At 41.5% G+C, this 14,073-nt stretch carries 15 protein-coding genes and 1 pseudogene; 15 read left to right on the plus strand and 1 reads right to left on the minus strand.

From position 1 onward, the window contains the following. On the minus strand, window positions 1-880 hold an 880-nt coding region (locus tag BACCOPRO_RS07585; protein WP_218958670.1), incomplete at its 3' end, for an NPCBM/NEW2 domain-containing protein. Between the two features lie 399 nt (window positions 881-1,279). On the opposite strand from BACCOPRO_RS07585, the gene BACCOPRO_RS07590 reads away from it, so the two are divergent. The 15 genes and pseudogenes from BACCOPRO_RS07590 to BACCOPRO_RS07660 all read left to right on the plus strand — a co-directional run. Next, the gene (locus BACCOPRO_RS07590; protein ID WP_040311328.1) at window positions 1,280-2,440 is read left to right on the plus strand and encodes a site-specific integrase; all 1,161 of its coding nucleotides are present in this window, start codon (window positions 1,280-1,282) and stop codon (window positions 2,438-2,440) included. Between the two features lie 9 nt (window positions 2,441-2,449). Then, a complete protein-coding gene (locus BACCOPRO_RS07595) occupies window positions 2,450-3,922 on the plus strand; it encodes a hypothetical protein (RefSeq protein WP_008142416.1) in 1,473 nt (490 codons plus the stop codon). Between the two features lie 100 nt (window positions 3,923-4,022). Then, complete coding sequence (locus tag BACCOPRO_RS07600) at window positions 4,023-4,802, plus strand: hypothetical protein (protein WP_008142417.1); 780 nt, start codon at window positions 4,023-4,025, stop codon at window positions 4,800-4,802. Window positions 4,803-4,954: 152 nt separating this feature from the next. Continuing rightward, the gene (locus BACCOPRO_RS07605) at window positions 4,955-5,368 is read left to right on the plus strand and encodes a helix-turn-helix transcriptional regulator (RefSeq protein ID WP_008142420.1); all 414 of its coding nucleotides are present in this window, start codon (window positions 4,955-4,957) and stop codon (window positions 5,366-5,368) included. Further along, window positions 5,355-5,801, plus strand: a complete 447-nt coding sequence (locus BACCOPRO_RS07610) for a helix-turn-helix domain-containing protein (protein ID WP_008142421.1) — start codon at window positions 5,355-5,357, stop codon at window positions 5,799-5,801. Before BACCOPRO_RS07605 ends, BACCOPRO_RS07610 begins: the two co-directional genes overlap by 14 nt. After that, window positions 5,798-6,868 (plus strand): AAA family ATPase, encoded by a 1,071-nt coding sequence (locus tag BACCOPRO_RS07615; protein ID WP_008142423.1) that lies wholly within the window; start codon window positions 5,798-5,800, stop codon window positions 6,866-6,868. The genes BACCOPRO_RS07610 and BACCOPRO_RS07615 overlap by 4 nt, the downstream gene beginning before the upstream one ends. A gap of 60 nt (window positions 6,869-6,928) precedes the next feature. After that, window positions 6,929-7,825, plus strand: a complete 897-nt coding sequence (locus tag BACCOPRO_RS07620) for a DUF8464 domain-containing protein (protein ID WP_008142424.1) — start codon at window positions 6,929-6,931, stop codon at window positions 7,823-7,825. 227 nt (window positions 7,826-8,052) lie between these two features. Then, entirely contained in the window at window positions 8,053-8,502 is a 450-nt protein-coding gene (locus BACCOPRO_RS07625; RefSeq protein ID WP_008142426.1) for a hypothetical protein, read from the plus strand. 9 nt (window positions 8,503-8,511) lie between these two features. Beyond that, on the plus strand, window positions 8,512-8,838 hold the full coding sequence (locus tag BACCOPRO_RS07630; protein WP_008142428.1) for a DUF4134 domain-containing protein: 327 nt from the start codon (window positions 8,512-8,514) through the stop codon (window positions 8,836-8,838). A 65-nt stretch (window positions 8,839-8,903) separates the two neighbouring features. Next, the gene (locus tag BACCOPRO_RS07635) at window positions 8,904-9,275 is read left to right on the plus strand and encodes a DUF4134 domain-containing protein (protein WP_008142430.1); all 372 of its coding nucleotides are present in this window, start codon (window positions 8,904-8,906) and stop codon (window positions 9,273-9,275) included. 13 nt (window positions 9,276-9,288) lie between these two features. Beyond that, window positions 9,289-9,585 (plus strand): hypothetical protein, encoded by a 297-nt coding sequence (locus tag BACCOPRO_RS07640; RefSeq protein ID WP_008142432.1) that lies wholly within the window; start codon window positions 9,289-9,291, stop codon window positions 9,583-9,585. A 114-nt stretch (window positions 9,586-9,699) separates the two neighbouring features. Beyond that, complete coding sequence (locus BACCOPRO_RS07645) at window positions 9,700-12,411, plus strand: TraG family conjugative transposon ATPase (protein ID WP_008142434.1); 2,712 nt, start codon at window positions 9,700-9,702, stop codon at window positions 12,409-12,411. Window positions 12,412-12,415: 4 nt separating this feature from the next. Next, complete coding sequence (locus BACCOPRO_RS07650) at window positions 12,416-12,856, plus strand: hypothetical protein (protein WP_008142436.1); 441 nt, start codon at window positions 12,416-12,418, stop codon at window positions 12,854-12,856. 24 nt (window positions 12,857-12,880) lie between these two features. Next, entirely contained in the window at window positions 12,881-13,150 is a 270-nt protein-coding gene (locus BACCOPRO_RS07655) for a DNA-directed RNA polymerase subunit alpha C-terminal domain-containing protein (RefSeq protein WP_008142437.1), read from the plus strand. A 15-nt stretch (window positions 13,151-13,165) separates the two neighbouring features. Then, a pseudogene (locus BACCOPRO_RS07660) lies at window positions 13,166-14,073 on the plus strand (hypothetical protein); the annotation flags it as partial.

A 14,073-nucleotide genomic window follows, 5' to 3' on the forward strand; every position in this document is an offset into this window, starting at 1 on the left:
TAAAACCGAATGTCAATGATTTGCCTGTAGGGAGTTGTTTGTTTAAGGCCCAACGGCTACGAGCCCAGTCCAATGTCCGGACAGAATCGGTTATATAAAAATCTTCTACAATAAACGAACTGTCTCTCACCGACATATCATCCAGCCACTCCATCTTCAGATAGCCACGCTCCGGCTGACCTTCCAGTCCGCCCAGATACCATTTTTGACCATTGATGACAAGCTCTCCTTCACCGCTTACGGCCCTTAGCATATTTTCTCCGGACATCTGATTAACAATATCAACTGTTGCCAGATTCGGAGTAATACGAAACACACGAGCCGTCAGACCATTTGTCAGAACCAGAGATTTTCCGTCACTTCCAGCTTTCACTTCAGCTTTATATGTTTCAGGGGTCAACAGCCAGTCCGTAGCACTGCGCTTCATGAAAGGATAATCTGCAACCGGTAAATCCTTTAATTTGGCAGCCATTTTGTTCCAGTCTTCCTGAGAAACACCTTCATCCCCAGACATAGCTTCCACAGACTCAGCCGAAGCCAGCTGATTATCGGAATCAATACGTACTCCCGACCAAACCGCAAAGTCACCACTAGGGCCATCACCTCCGTCATCCACACGAAGTTCCAGCTGTTTCACTTTTCGGATATCCACTTCCAGCGATTTCATCTTCTCGCCGGAAGCCATCTTTTGAGAGTATAATTCCCGGCCATCACCTAAAACGCGAAACATCACGACACCCTTTTTCATGGTATTTCCCTGATCTTCCACTCCGGCCAGATATTTTTGTCCATTTACCTGATGAAAAAGAACCCGTGTTCCATCAGGCTGGGGTGATGCAGTAACCTCAGACGAATGATAATCAATTTGAGTATCTGTCACACCTATCTTTCCTGATAGCCGGACAGCAGATCCTTTGACATTAATCCGGATTATACTTTTAGAATGTACTCCCACCGGATCTTCACATTTTTCTCCTGCGGCAAGTAATCGAAAGAAAAGAAAATTATAAAAAGAGAAAAAATAAAGCATTAATTTACTATAAATCAGCATATAAGACAAGATTACATATTTTCTTTTTTTCTTCATGTTTTCTGTGTATTTACAGATTTTTTCCGTATTTTTGTCCCTGTATTGTCCCCCGAAGGGACAATGAGGGACAAAAAACTGTCCCCCGAGGACAAGAATGAAATATCTGTTCTCTGCAATGGAAGCAAAACTGTCCCTCGTGGATAGTGGCAAAAATATAACAATATTAACACTCTTAATCACATGGCAGATATGGCAAAGAAAACAACAACGCAGAAAGAACCCGTTAAGCTACGTGAAAAGAAACTTGCTAACGGTAACGTGAGTTTATACCTTGATATATACCGTAATGGTAAAAGGCATAAGGAATATTTAAAACTGTATCTTATAGACGCAAAAACGTATGTGGAAAAAGAGCAAAATCGCCAGACTTTAGCTACTGCTCAAGCCATTAAGTCAAAACGTATGATAGAGATTCAAAATGGAGAATACTCATTCACTCACCAGTTCAAAGAAGATACCCCATTTTTGGAGTATTATAGAAAGATGGTTGAAGAACGCAGAAAGAATCCAGACTCCCAAGGAAACTGGGGGAACTGGAGAAGCTGTCTGCGTTATCTTGAAATCTATTGTGACGAAAACACTTTGTTTAGAGACATTACTCCTGATTTTATAATAGGGTTCAAAGAATTCCTTGAGAATGTAGAGAAAGATACTCACAAGCGCACAGGACCACGCAGAGAACGCGACACATTTCAAGGATTGTCACAAAATTCAAAAGTGTCGTACTTCAACAAACTTCGCGCTTGCATCAACAAGGCGTATGAAGAAAGAATAATATCTATCAATCCCCTGCGTGGCATCGAAGGCTTCAAAGCAGCGGAAGTCAAAAGAGAATATCTTACACTGGAAGAAGTCAAGAAACTTGCTTCCACTCCATGTAGATACCCGGTATTAAAACGTGCATTCCTATTTTCTTGTCTTACCGGACTTAGAAAAAGTGATATTCAGAAACTTACTTGGAGTGAAATTCAGAAATTCGGTAATTTTACAAGAATAGTATTCAATCAAAAGAAAACCGGAGGGTTGGAATATCTTGATATTACACCTCAGGCAGAGAAATATCTTGGAGAACATAAAAATCCCAAAGAACCAGTTTTTTCAGGTTTTACTTATGGGGCTTGGACCTCTCTAGAACTGCAACGATGGAGCATGAACGCCGGCATTCAAAAGAATTTGACATTCCATTGCGGACGCCACACTTTTGCAGTACTAATGCTTGATCTTGGAGCTGATATCTATACTGTATCAAAACTTCTTGGTCATAGGGAGCTTTCCACAACCCAAATTTATGCAAAGGTACTTGATAAAAACAAGCAGAATGCTGTTTCACTAATTCCGGAAATCGAATAAACCATTATTATGACCAGACAGGATACTGTAATCAAAATAGCCAAAATAACCAGGATAATAGGCGAATGGAAATTCCGATATGACCTGGATGGAGAAGTGGAAATGGAAACTTTGTCTCCAGAACTGTTGGATATTGCTACTTGGGTTAGAGACATACAGCAATATATTGAAAATGACTCCTCACCTGTTCTTACCCGTTTGATAATGAACATTGGTTTTACAGACATGCTTAATGATTACATTCATGAGCATAAAATAGAAATCGACCCTACGTATTTTACCGTCCTTAAGAATTACATCGCAAACATGAAGTCTCTGCTGGCATTATGCGACAGATACAGGGATGAACGCAAAGGACAATATACGAATCTGATAGAGCCACTTGCCAATAAACAGGTCGCAGACTTGCTGCAACGATCTGTCGATGCAGGAATACTTGATTCCGATTATCAGCCATTTCCCAAAACACAGCTTATAGAGTTGAAAGTTATTGCTTATGCCATATCGTACATCTGCAAATTCAAACACCCCTACAACCATTTTGAAAAGCTTTGGAAACGCACGGATAATAATCGGATAGGCGCTTGCAGAATTCCGAAATACAGAATACAAAAATATGATTATGCCAAGTCTATATATCCTGAAGTGGATTTCTCGGAAATGAAGTCAACGAAAAAGGTAGAAGTATTCTATATCGAACAGAATGATGAGGATAGAAGGATTATGCTTGATGCCCTCCTAAAGCATGGTTATATCTCTTTAGACACAACCTTTAAAAAATTTAATGGTATATTTGACAAGGAACAGTTTTCCGGACCAATAGACTGGAAGAAAGGGCAACGACAACTTGCGTATTTCCTGTTTCAAGCATTTGCCAGATTCAATGAAAAGAATTTGTGGATTAAGGGAGAATGTTGTTTTCTTGTCAACGGGAAGACACCCCATGTAGCATGCCTCTCTTCCGGTTACAGTTTTATTAAACGACACAATTGGACAGACAGATTCGACTTGAAGCTGAAAGAAATATGCGACAGGTTTAACCATATCGAACCAATATCTGTTCCATTCAAAAATAGCCTGCCTATACATACAAGTAAATGCGTATTTCATAGTACAGCCAGTCCTGAAGCCATATCAACCATGTATGATGCCCTTGTAAGTGAAGGCTACATTGATCCTCAGACAAGTTTTGAAGCATATAAAGGCATATTTGTGGAAACAGAGTTTAAGGGTCCAGTAGTTTGGATGAAAAGCCAAATACGTTTATCATATCTGGTTCATCTTGCGTTCAAACCTGAAAATCCTTTTGACATGTGGGTAAAATGTGTATATTGCTTCCGCTTGCCAAGTGGAAAGGCTCCCTCCAGAGAAAGCATGGATAGCAACCTCCGGACTATCAAGAAAAGAAACACATTAGATAATTTTGATATAAAACTTAAAACCATAGCAGATAATTATTTAGCAGCAATACAGAAAAAATAAGGCACTGTGGTAAAAACTGTAGTAGCCTGACAAATCATTAAAGAAACAATAAAAATGACAAAAAAGTATTCTTTACACTTCTCTCTTTTTGAAAAGAGTGATGCGCTGGTTCAGATGGATTCCAGCACAGACCGGTACAAGTGGGCTATTCCGGTTAGTCAAACAAGCCCAGGAACTTTACAAATTAGAAGTTACAACGTCACAGAAAAGCTATAAACGCTTTGTGATTGACTTTATCAACTCCAGGCAGTTTCATGATGACAAAGACGCCTGGAGTAGAAATGAACATCAGAAAAATTACAAGACAGTATCTGACCTGTTGATGAATCATGAAAAAGCAGTAAGAAAGTATTTTGATTCAGCAGTATTCAACGAAGAAACCATATCAATGCTGATGGTTGAATTTTATTCATCCGATCTTCCGAAAAAGAAATCAAAATATTCTCATAAAGTTTTGTCTAATACTCAAACTACAAATCAAAACCGTACATTTTCACAAAAGCTGAACAAAGAATCCATTGTCGTCATCGTAGAGCTCTTGAATGAACTCAATCTGTTCTATGAACATCTTGACGCAGATGAAGTATGGATTCGATATAAAGAGGACAGGCTGTCAACAGTGACTTGTCGTCACAACACTCATCTTGTCCTTGTTCTAGACAGACTTGCTTCAAACAAAATCATTCCTCCGCATTGGCAAAGTATCATTTCGGCAAAAAAGCTTATCATCAGTTCGGGACAAAAAAAACATCTCGACCAGCATAATATGTCCTCTCCTCTCAGCCGTGCCAGAAGTGATAATCCGACCTATGCTTCAAGTGCCCTATTAGCAACCGTTGACCAGTATGTCAGAATTATCAAAGAAAAGAAAATCAAGTAAAAGAAAGAAAACTTGTTGAGAATTATGTTGAGAGTTGTGTTGACTATCAACATTATCAACGGATTATATTATCCATACCCTTTACATTTGCCCTCTGTAATCGATTACTACGGAGGGCATTCCTCCATTTTCAAATTTAATCCGAATAATTTATGGAACAAGTTAGAACGAATAGAAGTGACATGTCCATTACTGACAGTATTATGCAGCTGGACCAAATTGTTTCTTTACTTACTCTAGATCTTTCCCTCAAAGGAGCCAACTGTCAGGAGCAGAAAATTACCCATGAAGAAAAGATAAAAATCATCGAAACCTACATTGGAGTATTGAAGAATAATATCTGGAACCTAAAGGAACTTCTTACACTGAAGGAAGCGTCAGCTTATCTTGGAATAGCGAAGAGTTATCTCTATAAGCTCACCTCTGCAAAACAGATACCACATTATAAGCCAAATGGCAAACTGGTATATTTCAAACGAAAGGAATTATATGCTTGGGCTATTCAAAATAAGGTGGCCACTAACAGTACTAACCAATTAGAATATATCAATTATGAACAGGAATGAGATAGAACTATTGCTCTCGCATATAGAAGGGTTGCAGAAATTTCTTGAAGGCAATACCCTTGAAGGTTTTCGACAGGAAATTCTAAGAGTTGAAAAATTTCTGAACCGTTTCGGAACACTTGACGAATTAATTGGGTATATTGAAAAAATCGAGAAAGTAGCCTATGTAGCAAAGGATTTTCTGAGTATATCCGAAGTTGCTGATTTTCTTCAAATATCCAAAAGTACAGTTTACAAGCTCACAGCTTCGAAAGAACTTACAGTATATAAACCGACTGGCAAGAACATTTTCATTCTCCGTTCAGACCTGAACAAGTGGATAAGACGGTATCCTTACCTATCCAATGATGACATCATCAAAAATGCGGATATCATCAAAACACAGATTGTAAAAGAACCCAAGTATAAACATTATAAAAATGAAAACAGATGATACACTCAGATATGGCAATGCCCAATAATCTAAAGATTGATGAAGAGAAATATAAATCAATCCTGAAATATATCAAGCTTAATGTAACTGACAAATATGATTTTCCCCAGGAAATAGTACAGATTGACGGAATTACGATTGCTACACTGGGAAACTTCAGCGCATCTACCGGGAAGCCCAAAAGCAAGAAGACATTCAATGTAAGCGCCATTGTCGCTTCCGCCCTATCAGGCAAGGAAGTTCTGAAATACAAGGCCAATCTGCCTGCATGTAAAAATAAGATTCTTTACATTGATACCGAGCAAAGCAAATGTCACTGCCATAAGGTATTGCACAGAATACTATCTCTTGCCGGATTGCCTACCGACCAAGAAAATGACAGGATTGAGTTCTTCGTTCTTCGTGAATATACCCCTGACCAACGCAGGGATATAATACGCTGGGCGCTACATGAAGAGAACAACATAGGCCTTGTCGTTATTGATGGTATAAGGGATCTTATACATGACATCAACAGTCCGAGCGAGTCACTTGATATCATAAACGAACTTATGAGATGGTCAAGCTATTACGAACTGCACATCCACACCGTGCTGCACCTAAACAAAGGGGACGACAATACACGGGGCCATGTGGGCTCTGAATTGAACAACAAGGCTGAAACAGTTCTTCAAATCTCGAAGAATATGGAGAACGGAAACATTAGTGAAGTAAGAGCCATGCACATAAGGGACAAGGAATTTACTCCTTTTGCATTTGAAATTGGAAAAGATTCGCTGCCTCACCTTGTAAACGACTACCAGTTCAAAATAAACAAAAGGGACAAATTGACATCGTATGTGGATATGACAGAGCAACAACACCGTAGCGCACTTGAAATTACATTCCAAAACGGGCCTGTAGTTGGATATCAAGCATTACTGGATGCTCTAAAAAAAGGATATGACAGCATCGGGTATGCCCGTGGACGGAACACACTTGTAAACCTCTGCAAATTCCTCCTCCAGCATGAAGCAATCTTGAAGGACGGTAGAGGATATTCATTCAATGAGAAGTTCAGCATCTGAACCAGGTTGGTTTAGTTTGCGGGTATATATAACAGAACTGTACCAAACAATGATTTGACTATGAACATATCAGATGCCAAACAAATTCGACTTGTGGACTTTCTCTGCAAGCTAGGTTTCTCACCTGTAAAAAGGCTAAATTACCAATACTGGTACATAGCCCCCTATCGCGAGGAGAAGACTGCTTCTTTCAAAGTGAACGACCAGCTAAATGAATGGTATGACTTTGGGATATCCGAAGGTGGCAGTATTATAGAACTGGGCATGAAGATTTATAATACGCACAGTATCAGTGACGTACTTCGGAGAATAGGAGAAGCAACGGAAGGATTACCCTCATATCAATATAAGACGACCTCAGTTAATCCGGCTGATATAGAGGAAGTCATTCAGGAATTAAAAGTCCTGCCACTGACAAATCATGCATTGCTATCCTATATCGCATCAAGGAATATAGATACGGAGCTGGCAAAACTCCATTGTGTGGAAATACATTATGATCTGCGTCGCCGGCACTATTTTTCAATAGCATTCCGAAATAAGTCAGGAGGTTTTGAGGTCAGGAATCCGTATTTTAAGGGTTGCATAATGGGTAAAGACATATCGCATATTCTACACGAGCAGTCAATCATCCAAAAACATGTTTGTGTTTTCGAAGGTTTTATGGACTTCCTATCCTATCTTACACTGAAAAAGGAATATGACACGATTGTGTGTGTAAATCCTCCATGTGACTATATAATAATGAATTCTGTAAACAATCTGAAGAAGACCCTTTATACACTAGAATCCTATGAATACATTCATTGCTATCTCGACAATGACCTTGCTGGAATAAAAACGGTAGAAACATACTCCGGGTTCTTCGGTATGAAAGTAGTAAATGAAGCCATTCGTTATTCAGAATACAAAGACCTGAACGATTATCTGAAGAAGAAAAAAATGCTGAAGCATTAAGTTTCTCTACATTCTATATGAAAAGCTCTCCTTCGGGAGGGCTTTTTGGGTTTAAAACAGTCTCAAAAAGCCACTCGGAGTATGATTTAAAGTATGATTTTAGCTTTTTCCTGTATTATTTCCCTAAAATCATCAATTTACAACAAAAATATTTCTGAAAATGAAATCTAATATTTTTCTTTGCAAAATCATATTCTAATTATACTTTAATATCATACTTTTTAAATATGAAATCATACTTTATTTTCGCCATTTTTCTAACGACAGCCTACATTATCTATTATATTGTAATCATTGCACAGGAACTGTATGGCAAGAAAAAGAACGGAAAGCCGGAAGAAGAGGTATTTGATATTGATTCCGGTGAAGAAGAAGAGGAGGAAAGCATCAGCGTGACGGAAAGCGATACAGGCTTCAACGTAGGCAGTGAACAGTATGAAACGGAGTATGGTGGTTCTGCAGCCAATGAAGAAGCACCTGAACCTGCCCCTCCGGAAGAAACTGCTGCCATGAGACTTGCACGCATGAAGGCAAAAGCAGAGGAACGCATGGAAGAAACGGAACCATACCTGTCGGATCCCTATTCAGCTGAAGACATGTACAAAGCCATGATATCTGGCGGTCGTCTAGAAAACCGACCGGCAATGGTCTGGAACCCATTGAAAGACAAACTGTAACACAATACAATGCAACAAACGAGAAAACTACTATGTACTTTATTCCTGACGATGCCCTATTACGCCTTCGCCAAATGCGGAAGCGTAAACTACAGTTGGGGGGCCGACTCACTGGCCACGATGCACGACTACGTGGTGACGATGATGCTGTATGTACTGTATGTATGCTACGCCATTGCCTCAGTCCTTGCCATCGTGTCCGCGCTCCAGATTTACATTAAAATGAACACCGGAGAGGACGGAATCACCAAGTCCATCACTTCGCTGGTTGGAGCGTGCCTTTTCATAATCGGCGCATCAGTTGTATTTCCGGCATTCTTCGGTTACCGGATCTGAACGGACTATTCAGAAAACTGAACTGTAACACAAACACAAGTATTCACCAAAAAAGCTAAACAAGTATGTTCAAAAGCGTAAAAGAATTTTTCAAGAAAATGACATCAGCTGCCATAATAAAAGTACAGATACTGATAATTGTACTAGCATGCAGTGTATGTCCGATGATGGCACAGAATACGGCCGGAGACTACACAGCGGGAACCAATGCTCTGTCCACTGTGGCGGAGGAAATCGCAAAGTACGTGCCTATCATGGTAAAACTGTGCTATGCGATAGCCGGTGTGGTAGCTATAGTCGGTGCCATCAGCGTCTATATTGCCATGAACAATGAAGAACAGGATGTCAAGAAGAAGATTATGATGGTAGTAGGCGCCTGTATCTTCCTGATTGCTGCTGCCCAGGCACTTCCATTGTTTTTCGGTATCAGTGCGTAACACAGACAGAGACATGAAAAGAGAAGAGACACGCTATCCTGACTATCCGCTGTTCAAAGGGCTGCAAAGACCCCTTGAACTAATGGGCATACAGGGACGCTACATCTACTGGGCGGCCAGTGCGGCCGGTGGAGCCATTGTAGGCTTCATTGTCGCCTACTGCCTGTTCGGCTTCATAGCCGGCCTTATCATGCTCTCTGCGGTACTGTCCTCGGGAATTTCACTGATTATCATCAAACAGAGACACGGCCTGCACTCCAAGCATATCGACCGCGGAGTGTTCGTGTATGCCTGTTCGAAGAAAAAGTAACAGAACTAAAACAAACCATCATAAATCATGTGTGGCCATATTGAATGTTGAACACGGGTGGGTTCGCCTTCTTGGAGGGCGGACCTGCCCTTATTTGATTGAAACCGAGCATATATGACATTATATATAATTATAATCTTCATCACCCTTTGTACCGGTATGACCATATCGGTATATGCTTTTGGTACCGGAGGGAAACGCAAGCGCATATTCCAGGACATCTACTTCACTGTGGAAGATGTGAACGGTATTGGTGTAATCTATACCAAGACCGGAGAATACTCCGCTATACTGAAGATGGAGAATCCTGTAGAGAAGTATTCAGCCAATACGGACGGATACTATGAGTTCACCCACCTGTTCTCCGCACTGGCACAGACTTTGGGCGAAGGATATGCCATTCACAAGCAGGACATTTTTGTCCGCAAGCAGTTTGAAACGGACAGAAAGGAGTGTCAGGAGTTCCTGTCGAAATCCTATTTCAGATATTTCAAAGGCAGAAACTATACGGACAGCACATGCTACCTAACCATCACGCAGGAGTCGAAGAAAAGCCGGCTTTTCTCCTATGACAACAAAAAGTGGCGTGATTTCCTCGTAAAGATCCGCAAGGTACATGACCAGCTTCATGACGCAGGATTACAGGTATCGTTTCTGAACAAGACAGAAGCGAACAGGTATGTGGATCGCTTCTTCTCGATGGACTTCAAGAACAGTACGATAACGATGTCGAACATCAAGGCTGACGATGAAACTCTTTCAATGGGCGATAAACGCTGTAAAGTGTACAGTCTGGTGGATGTGGACTGTGTGAACCTGCCGTCACTCATACGTCCCTACATGAAAATGGAGGTGAACAACAGTGAAATGCCCGTCGACCTGCTGTCTGCCATTGACAGTATACCTGAAGCTGAAACGGTAGTGTATAACCAGATAATCTTCATGCCCAACCAAAAACGCGAACTGGCTTTGCTTGATAAAAAAAAGAACCGCCATGCGAGCATTCCGAATCCTGGCAACCAAATGGCCGTGGAGGACATCAAGCGTGTACAGGAAGTAATAGCAAGAGAAAGCAGACAACTGGTGTATGCCCACTACAACCTGACAGTGTCCGTGACATCCGACACCGACATACAGAAATGTACCAACCATTTGGAAAACTGCTTCTCACGACTGGGAATACATATCAGCAAAAGAGCCTACAACCAGCTGGAACTGTTCGTCAGCTCCTTTCCGGGTAACTGCTACAATCTGAACGAAGATTACGACCGGTTCCTTACACTCAGCGATGCGGCAGTATGCCTTATGTACAAAGAGCATATCCAGCACAGCGAAGACAGTCCGCTGAAAATCTATTATACAGACCGTCAGGGTGTACCCGTTGCCATAGATATTACGGGAAAAGAGGGAAAGAACAAGCTGACGGACAACTCTAACTTCTTCTGTCTCGGTCCGTCGGGCAGCGGAAAAAGTTTCCACATCAACAGTGTGGTACGACAGCTTCACGAACAGGGAACGGATGTGGTGATGGTAGATACGGGTAACTCCTATGAGGGACTTTGTGAATACCTCGGAGGAAAGTATATCAGCTATACCGAGGAAAAGCCGATTACGATGAATCCGTTCAATATCACACAGGCAGAGATGAACATTGAGAAGATAGACTTCCTGAAGAACCTGATACTGCTGATATGGAAGGGAGCAGACGCACAGGTATCGGAGCTGGAATTCAGAATTGTAGAACAGATGGTGACTGACTACTATGATGCCTATTTCCACAAATTTGATGGGTATGACCCTGTACAAAGGGAAACACTTAGAAAAACACTGACCGCATACGAAAAACGCAGGAACTCCGAAAATACGGAAGACCAGTCTTTACTTGAAAAAAAGGTAGAAGAACGAATTGCCCAACTGGAGAAACGGCGCAAGGCATTGAAAGTAACTTCACTCTCGTTCAATACATTCTATGAATATTCGTGTGAACGACTGGAACTTATCTGTCTGGAGAACAACATATCGGGAATAGACTACGACAGGTACATCTACATGATACAACCTTTCTATAAGGGAGGTACTTACGACAAGATTTTGAACGAGAATGTGGACACCACACTGTTTTCGGAAACCTTCATAGTATTCGAAGTGGATGCCATCAAAGAAAACAAGAAACTATTCCCCATCGTAACACTCATCATCATGGACGTGTTCCTTCAGAAGATGCGCATCAAGAAGAACCGCAAGGTACTGATCATTGAGGAAGCATGGAAGGCTATTGCCAGTCCGCTGATGGCAGAATATATCAAGTTTATGTACAAGACAGCGAGAAAATTCTGGGCGAGCGTAGGTGTGGTGACCCAGGAGATACAGGACATTATCGGGAGCGAAATCGTGAAGGAGGCCATCATCAACAACTCTGACGTAGTGATGCTTCTAGACCAAAGCAAATTCCGAGAGCGATTTGACAGCATCCAGGCCATCCTCGGTCTGACGGATGTGGACTGCAAGAAGATATTCACAATCAACCGTCTTGAAAACAAGGATGGTCGAAGCTACTTCAGAGAGGTCTTTATCCGCAGAGGAACAACAAGCGGCGTGTATGGTGTGGAGGAACCCCATGAATGCTATATGACCTACACGACAGAACGTGCCGAAAAAGAAGCCCTGAAACTCTACAAAAAGGAATTGCGCTGCAACCATCAGGAAGCTATCGAAGCCTACTGTCGTGACTGGGATGCCAGCGGTATCAACAAGTCTCTTCCTTTTGCAAAGAAAGTGAATGAAGCGGGAAAAGTGTTGAATCTCAAACCATCAAAAAAACAATAAGACAATGGAAAAAATTGACATCAGTAAAAGCATTAAGTCGATAGACTTTGGGAAACAGTATGGAGTTCGCGTTCAAAGGATATTTCAGACAAATGGGATATTCACTGTCAGAGACCTTTGCAGCCAAAGCAAACAAGAACTGAGGCATACTAGATATTTGAGTAAAAAAAGCATCTCAATGATTGAAAAAATTCTGGGGAAATATGCATTACGGTTAGGCATGACAAACAATGAACTGGATGAATATGCAGGTATTGACTTTCAGAGAACAGAAACACACTCAAATATTTCCACACAGCAAGATACAGAAGCTGACATGTGGGAAAAACGAAGATATGAGATTGCCAAAGAGTTTTTTGTTCACCAGCATTTGTCAGCATATAATGCTGTAACAGAAGCGGACAGCCTTATTAAATATCTTAAAAACATGCCCAATACTAACTGATAGTCCATAAAACATTCCACATCAATGAAAAGAATGAATGTAAAGACGTATATCTCAAACACATACATTCCAATAGGTTCGTATATGGTTATCCGCAAGGCATTAATGCAGGCGGGTATCGTGACTGTAGAGGATTTGTGCAGAAAAACCGAGGAAGAGCTTTCAAGTATTCCTTTTATCAAAGGAAAGAACCTGCAGGCCATAAAGGACATGCTTGCCGAAAAAGGTCTGCATACCGGCATGAGCCAAGAGGAAATCAACGTGTATGATACCATTTATTGGAGTAACCTATAGCAAAAGCAATCATAAATGAAACACCTGTCACTTATCATAACAATAATGCTGCTGGCAGTCACCCGACCTGTACATGCCCAGTATTATAGCGTGAACTACGATGCACGTACCGTAGCTGCCATGGCGGCTGCATTCGGTACGGAAGCCGTAGCGGAGGGCTATTACAGTGAACAGGTGGACAATATTCTGAAGCACTACAACGCTGCGGAAGTGGCTGCTGCCGGAATATTTGCGTCGAAATTTCTTCAGCACAAGGCTTTCACAGATCTGGGGATCTGGTGCAGCAGTACGGAAAACTACTATTATCGACGCATTTACCGCATGGTGGCAGAAAAAATCATGCCCAAGATTGTGGTAGTAGCCAAACAGATGCTCCATTCGCCGCAAACGGCCATCTACTGGGGCAGCTATCTGATGAAGGTATGTGATGACACGAAAAACCTGTGTATGCAGTTTGAAAGCATCGTGACCAATAGTTCGCTGACCTTCTCCGACATCACTTTCTTGAAAATCAGCGAGGAAATAGCTCCGCTGCTGAGACTGTCGGAAATTGGGAACATAGACTGGCAACGTATGATGGACGATCTGGCCAGTATTCCAGGCAATTTCACCAAAGAAAACCTGCAGCAGGATATAAACAACCTGTATAATCTGGGAGTGGGTCTTGCAACCGCCGGTACGGCCAATTTGGGTGAAGCCCTGCTACAGGAAAGTGCGTTCCACAACCTGATGAGCGGAAAGGTGGAGGAAATCTTCAACCTGTACGACCATTACAGCGGACTGATGGAACGTGCCGAGCAGGATATGGGTGGACTGCTGATAGATATGGTAGGCGGTCCGGACAACGTGGCAGGTTTCTTTGATATCAGTAACTATAACCTTACCCAATGGATATCTGACTATCTGGATAAAACAGCCAACAC

Origin of the sequence: Phocaeicola coprophilus DSM 18228 = JCM 13818, from assembly GCF_000157915.1 — a bacterium.
Classification (GTDB): Bacteria; Bacteroidota; Bacteroidia; order Bacteroidales; family Bacteroidaceae; genus Phocaeicola; species Phocaeicola coprophilus.

Bases quoted from the DNA above. Each gene is read 5' to 3' on its own strand.
- BACCOPRO_RS07615 (WP_008142423.1), top strand. From the start codon at position 5,798: ATGATACACTCAGATATGGCAATGCCCAATAATCTAAAGATTGATGAA.
- BACCOPRO_RS07625 (WP_008142426.1), top strand. From the start codon at position 8,053: ATGAAATCATACTTTATTTTCGCCATTTTTCTAACGACAGCCTACATT.
- BACCOPRO_RS07650 (WP_008142436.1), top strand. From the start codon at position 12,416: ATGGAAAAAATTGACATCAGTAAAAGCATTAAGTCGATAGACTTTGGG.
- BACCOPRO_RS07590 (WP_040311328.1), top strand. From the start codon at position 1,280: ATGGCAAAGAAAACAACAACGCAGAAAGAACCCGTTAAGCTACGTGAA.
- BACCOPRO_RS07635 (WP_008142430.1), top strand. From the start codon at position 8,904: ATGTTCAAAAGCGTAAAAGAATTTTTCAAGAAAATGACATCAGCTGCC.
- BACCOPRO_RS07645 (WP_008142434.1), top strand. From the start codon at position 9,700: ATGACATTATATATAATTATAATCTTCATCACCCTTTGTACCGGTATG.
- BACCOPRO_RS07595 (WP_008142416.1), top strand. From the start codon at position 2,450: ATGACCAGACAGGATACTGTAATCAAAATAGCCAAAATAACCAGGATA.
- BACCOPRO_RS07620 (WP_008142424.1), top strand. From the start codon at position 6,929: ATGAACATATCAGATGCCAAACAAATTCGACTTGTGGACTTTCTCTGC.
- BACCOPRO_RS07610 (WP_008142421.1), top strand. From the start codon at position 5,355: ATGAACAGGAATGAGATAGAACTATTGCTCTCGCATATAGAAGGGTTG.
- BACCOPRO_RS07600 (WP_008142417.1), top strand. From the start codon at position 4,023: ATGCGCTGGTTCAGATGGATTCCAGCACAGACCGGTACAAGTGGGCTA.
- BACCOPRO_RS07655 (WP_008142437.1), top strand. From the start codon at position 12,881: ATGAAAAGAATGAATGTAAAGACGTATATCTCAAACACATACATTCCA.
- BACCOPRO_RS07605 (WP_008142420.1), top strand. From the start codon at position 4,955: ATGGAACAAGTTAGAACGAATAGAAGTGACATGTCCATTACTGACAGT.
- BACCOPRO_RS07630 (WP_008142428.1), top strand. From the start codon at position 8,512: ATGCAACAAACGAGAAAACTACTATGTACTTTATTCCTGACGATGCCC.
- BACCOPRO_RS07640 (WP_008142432.1), top strand. From the start codon at position 9,289: ATGAAAAGAGAAGAGACACGCTATCCTGACTATCCGCTGTTCAAAGGG.